General features: G+C 63.2%; 5 protein-coding genes. 2 read left to right on the top strand and 3 right to left on the bottom strand.

The genetic code is table 11. From position 1 onward, the window contains the following. Together WBB85_RS14610 and pip are read right to left on the bottom strand one after the other, a co-directional pair. Positions 1-265, bottom strand: a 265-nt coding sequence (locus WBB85_RS14610) for a CDGSH iron-sulfur domain-containing protein (RefSeq protein ID WP_432639335.1), incomplete at its 3' end; no start/stop codon positions are given. Positions 266-350: 85 nt separating this feature from the next. Next, entirely contained in the window at positions 351-1,319 is a 969-nt protein-coding gene (gene pip, locus WBB85_RS14605) for a prolyl aminopeptidase (RefSeq protein WP_432639334.1), read from the bottom strand. Between the two features lie 66 nt (positions 1,320-1,385). On the opposite strand from pip, the gene ubiG reads away from it, so the two are divergent. After that, positions 1,386-2,132 carry a bifunctional 2-polyprenyl-6-hydroxyphenol methylase/3-demethylubiquinol 3-O-methyltransferase UbiG gene (gene ubiG, locus WBB85_RS14600; RefSeq protein ID WP_432639333.1) on the top strand — a complete coding sequence of 249 codons (747 nt, stop codon included), beginning with the start codon at positions 1,386-1,388 and terminating at the stop codon, positions 2,130-2,132. A 35-nt stretch (positions 2,133-2,167) separates the two neighbouring features. On the opposite strand, the gene WBB85_RS14595 is transcribed toward ubiG, so the two are convergent. Then, complete coding sequence (locus WBB85_RS14595; protein WP_432639332.1) at positions 2,168-3,058, bottom strand: LysR substrate-binding domain-containing protein; 891 nt, start codon at positions 3,056-3,058, stop codon at positions 2,168-2,170. 205 nt (positions 3,059-3,263) lie between these two features. Between WBB85_RS14595 and WBB85_RS14590 the strand changes: the two genes are divergently transcribed. Next, on the top strand, positions 3,264-4,856 hold the full coding sequence (locus WBB85_RS14590; RefSeq protein WP_432639331.1) for an amidohydrolase: 1,593 nt from the start codon (positions 3,264-3,266) through the stop codon (positions 4,854-4,856). Positions 4,857-4,919: the final 63 nt, after the last annotated feature.

The raw sequence follows: 4,919 nt of genomic DNA, 5'->3' as shown, positions 1-4,919 counted from the left end.
GATTGTAGGTGACCGAGACCTCTGCACCCTCGTAGTGCAGAAGTGTGTTCTTTCCCGAGGGCGTGCCGCTGGTGCTGTCAAACCCGTTGGCCTTGTGACTGCCATCGCAGAAGGGCTTGGTCTTGCTGGCGCCGCACCGGCACAGGGCCACAACCGGCTTCACCTCCAACGCCTCACCATCGGGGCCAGTGAGTTCATCAAGCCCCTTGACCACCAGCGGGCCATTTTCCCGTGCCTCGATCGTGACTTTCACTTCGCTGCTCATTGCACCCTCCCCATCAACGGCTTCAAATATGACCAATTCTCAGACGCGTACCGGCCTGTCGCAAAACATGCGCCAGTAAAGGCGGTCAGTCCCGCAGCCCGTCCATCGTCCGGATCAGCGCGGTCGAAATACCGGGCTCGGACAGGGCGTGCCCCGCCGCCGGGATCATCTTGAGCTCGGCCCGGTGCCAGTTCTGGGCGAGTGTCCAGGCCGAAACCGGCGGACAGATCATGTCATAGCGGCCCTGCACGATCGTCGCGGGCACATCCTTCAGCCGGTAAAGATCGCGCAGGATCTGTCCGTCTTCCTCCAAAAAACCGCGATGCGTGAAGTAGTGGTTTTCAAGGCGGGCAAAGGCGCGGGCATAATCGGCGGGCGCCTCGCCCAGCACCCCGTCATGGTCGATGCTTGCCAGCGCGTTTTCCCAGCCCGCCCAGGCGCGGGCATAACGCACCTCGGTCGCCATCTCGCCGGAAAACAGGCGTTTGTGATAGGCACCGATCATGTCGCCCTGCTCGGCCTCGGGGATCATGCCTGCGAATTTCTGCCAGCGGTCGGGATAGAAGGCCCCGGCCCCACCGCCATAGAACCAGGCCAGCTCCCCTTCCGTCATCAGGAAGACGCCGCGCAGCACCAGATGGAGGGCGCGCTCCGGATGGGTCTGGGCATAGATCAGCGCGAGGGTCGCGCCCCAGCTTCCGCCAAAGACGATCCAGCTGTCGATGCCAAGCTCGGTGCGGATGCGCTCGATATCGGCCACAAGATGCCAGGTCGTATTCGCCTCGACGCTCGCATGCGGGCGCGACCTGCCACAACCGCGCTGGTCGAACAGAATCACACGGTAGACCGAGGGATCGAAATAGCGCCGCATTGCGGGGGAGCAGCCGCCGCCCGGCCCGCCATGCAAAACGATGACTGGCTGGCCCGCAGGATGGCCGCATTGTTCGACATAAATGCGATGCCCGTCACCCACATCCATCAGGCGCTGATCGAAGGGTTCGACCTGCGGATAAAGAAAGGCGGCTGCGCGCTTTTGCCCTGCGATCCTGTCCATGAAATGACTATATACCTGAAACGCCCCTCGCTGCCATGGGGCGAAAAGGATTAGCCGGAGACAATGATGACCCCCGAGACAAGCACGGTCGACCCCGTCGAAGTCGCGAAGTTCGAGGCGATGGCGGCGGAATGGTGGGACCCGACAGGCAAGTTCAAGCCCTTGCACATGATGAACCCGGTGCGGCTCGACTATATCACCCAGCAGATCGCGGCGGAGTTCGGGCGCGATCTGACTGGACCGAAGCCCTTCGCCGGGTTTCGAGTGCTGGATATCGGCTGTGGTGGCGGGCTTTTGTCCGAGCCCATGGCGCGGCTCGGGGCCGAGGTTATCGGCGCCGATGCGGCGGCTGGCAATATTCCGGTGGCGAAGGTCCATGCCGAGGAACAGGGGCTGGCCATCGATTACCGTCACACGACCGCCGAGGCTTTGGCCGTGGGGGGCGAGGTCTTTGACGTGGTTCTGGCGATGGAGATCGTCGAACATGTCGCCGATCCGCAGGGCTTCGTCACCACCTGCCATGACCTTCTGAAACCCGGCGGGCTGATGATCGCCTCGACCATCAACCGCAATGCCAAAAGTTTCATGGCCGCAATCGTCGGGGCCGAATGGGTCATGCGTTGGCTGCCGAAGGGAACGCATGACTGGGCCAAGTTCATCACGCCGGAGGAGCTTTTTGCCCTGTCCACGCAGGCCGGGTTGACACCGGTCGACAAGAAAGGGTTTGTTTTCAACCCTGTAAGCTGGCAGTGGTCGGTATCGGACCGGGATCTTTCGGTGAATTATGTGACCGCAAGCGTTAAGGCCGGATAAGGCATCCGAACGGCAAACGGAATTTCACAAGCCCCCTACGCCCGGCTTGGCGGCAATTCCGCCATGATCCAAGAGCGGAACGCATCGACCGCCGGGTTCCCGGCCTTTTCGGGCGGGACCACAAGAAAATAGGACCGGGGTGAACGAATGGCCAGGTCGAAGGGGCGCACCAGCGCCCCGGCCTCCATCGCCCCGTGACAGATAAACTCATCCCCCATCGCGATGCCTTGCGCGTTCATCGATGCCGCATAGACAAGGTTCATGTCGGCGAAGACAACGCCCCCCCGCGCTGCTGCCTCATCGACCCCGGCAAGACGGAACCAGCGACGCCAGTCGGCGCGTTCATGCAGATGCAGCAGACCCGCACGCTTCACGTCGCGCGGCTCTGCCAGCCCACCGATGCGGTTGAGCAAAACAGGGCTGCAAAGCGGGGTGAACTCGACCTCTTTCAGCAATTCCACCTGCATATCGGGCAGGTTTCCGGTGCCAAATGTCAGGAAAAGATCGACATCGGGGTTTGAGACGTCATCCAGCCGCCGGGGCGTCACGATGGACAGCGCAACATCGGGCGACACTTCGCGAAAGCGGCCGATCTTGGGGCAAAGCCAGGTCGCGGCAAAGCCCGGCGTGCAACTGACGGTCAGCGTACCGGTGACGCCGCGCCCGGCATTGCGCGCCGCCGATCCGGCGATGGACGAGAGAGCCCGGCGGATATCCCCGGCATAGGCCATGCCCTGCGGTGTCAGTTCGATCCGCGTGCCGACCCGGTCGAACATGCGAAACCCCAGATCACGTTCCAATAGGCGCAACTGGTGACTGACCGCGCTGCGCGTCAGGTTCAATTCATCCGCCGCCTGCCAGACCGTGCCGTGGCGGGCAAAACTTTCCAGCGCGCGCAGCGCCTGGGTCGAGGGGATTCGGGCCATTCGTCCTCCGCTATCGGCACGCGGAGTTTAGCGCCCATCGCACGGTTCACCAGAAAAAGGTGAATGAAATTTGTCAAAGTCAGGAAAAGGTTTCACCCCACGCCAACATTGAATGGCGTAAGGTCCTGTCGGCCAAATGTCGGCTTTCTGTCGGCAAAACGTATGGCAACCGCATCGTAAACCCGACCGAAAGTACCGAAGGCCCATGCCGACGCCCCCCCTGTCCACTGCCCAATGCGAAGCGGTTTCCAACGTCAATGCCCGCTCAGGGGAATTGTCGGACTGGTGCGCGACGATCTTCGATTTCGGCGAGACGGCCTGGCGCGAATACCGCTCGGCGGACTGGTATGTGACGCGGCTGCGGCAAGAGGGTTTCACGGTCGAGGAGGGCTCGGGCGGGATGCCGACGGCGTTCTGCGCGGAGTGGTCGAACGGCGATGGACCCATCATCGGCATGTATGCCGAATACGACGCGATCCCCGGCAATTGTCAGGCAGCCAGCCCCCGGCGCGAGCCGCGCACGGGGTTGGGCTTTCAGGCGGGTGGCCATACCGACCCGCATTCGGGTCTGGGGATCGGCGCTCTGGGCGGGCTTCTGGCCACAAAGGCGGCGATGGAGGAATGCGGGATCAAGGGCGGGCTTCGCTTTACCGGCGAACCAGCGGAAAAGGTGCGGGGGTCGAAGCCGATCCATGCGGCCAAGGGCTATTACGACGGGTTGGCCGCGATGCTCTCGTTCCATCCGTTCTACATGCTGCCGATGTGCAATACCGTGCGCTGGGACACGCATTGCGGCGCGGCTTACGCGATGATCTACCGCTTCATCTGCGACGCGCCCGAAAACTGGGGTCAGGCCGATGGCGCGCCGATCCCGCAATCGCATTCCGCCGTGCGGGCACCGGGCGCCAATGACGCGCTTATGATGATGTATCAGTCGTCGAAGGCTTTGCGTGAGGCGATGCTGCCGCATCAGGGTGGCTGGTCGGTATCCGAGGCGATCCTGACCGCCGGTCAGGCGACGGCCGACAACCAGCCCGCGGGTCTTGCCGAGATTCAGTACATGATGCGCACCCCCACCCTCGCGATGGCCGATCAGATCACCGCGGTTCTGGACCGCAATGCGCAAGCCGCCGCGATGATGTCAGGCTGCCGCTGGGAACGCCACTGGGTCTGCAAATCGCGCCCCGGTCTGGCGAACCATGCGATGGCAAGTCTGGTCTGGGAAGCGATGCAGATCGTCGGGGCGCCATACTGGGATGACAGCGCCGGGGCGGTGGCGCGGCAGATTCAGGCCGAGCTGGGACTGGAGCCGATGGCCGAGCCCTTCATCGATGAAATGACCCGGCTGATCGCGCCAGAAGACGCCGAGGCGATCCTGCGCCGCGATCTGCCGCCGTCGCAACTGAACTCTACCTCGGACGACTACACCGACATGTGCTGGCACGCGCCGACTGCGCGCTTCTACATCGCCCGGCCCGCCTTGCGCGCGCCAGAGGGCTACACCTATCCGAACTGGGTGATGAACGCCCTTGGCGGCATTCCCGCGACCATCGACCCGATGGTGACGACCGCGGCCAAGGTGCTGGCCGTCTCGGCCATCCGCCTTCTGGAGGACAAGACCGCGCGCGACGCGGCAATGGACGAATTCAAATCCCGTACTGGCGGGGGGATCGGCGGTACCGGGTGGGTGCCTCCCTTGTGCGAGTACGAGCCGCCGATCCATTTCCGCTGGCCTGAATATGTCGAAACCGAACGCGGCCGGGACTGGTGGATACCCTCTGCCATGTCCGGCGCATAACCCCGAAAGGACAAGATCATGGCACTTGACCGACTGCCCAATACCGAGGGCTTTACCCTGCAA

Origin of the sequence: Albidovulum sp. (assembly GCF_049646345.1) — a bacterium.
In the GTDB taxonomy this organism is placed as follows: Bacteria; Pseudomonadota; Alphaproteobacteria; order Rhodobacterales; family Rhodobacteraceae; genus Albidovulum.
The sequence above is the reverse complement of the archived record's forward strand: the minus strand, read 5'-3'. Positions and strand labels throughout refer to the sequence as shown.

What these genes read in the sequence shown, in the direction of transcription:
- WBB85_RS14595 (WP_432639332.1), bottom strand. Translation starts at nt 3,058, where the DNA reads ATGGCCCGAATCCCCTCGACCCAGGCGCTGCGCGCGCTGGAAAGTTTT.
- WBB85_RS14590 (WP_432639331.1), top strand. Translation starts at nt 3,264, where the DNA reads ATGCCGACGCCCCCCCTGTCCACTGCCCAATGCGAAGCGGTTTCCAAC.
- pip (WP_432639334.1), bottom strand. Translation starts at nt 1,319, where the DNA reads ATGGACAGGATCGCAGGGCAAAAGCGCGCAGCCGCCTTTCTTTATCCG.
- ubiG (WP_432639333.1), top strand. Translation starts at nt 1,386, where the DNA reads ATGACCCCCGAGACAAGCACGGTCGACCCCGTCGAAGTCGCGAAGTTC.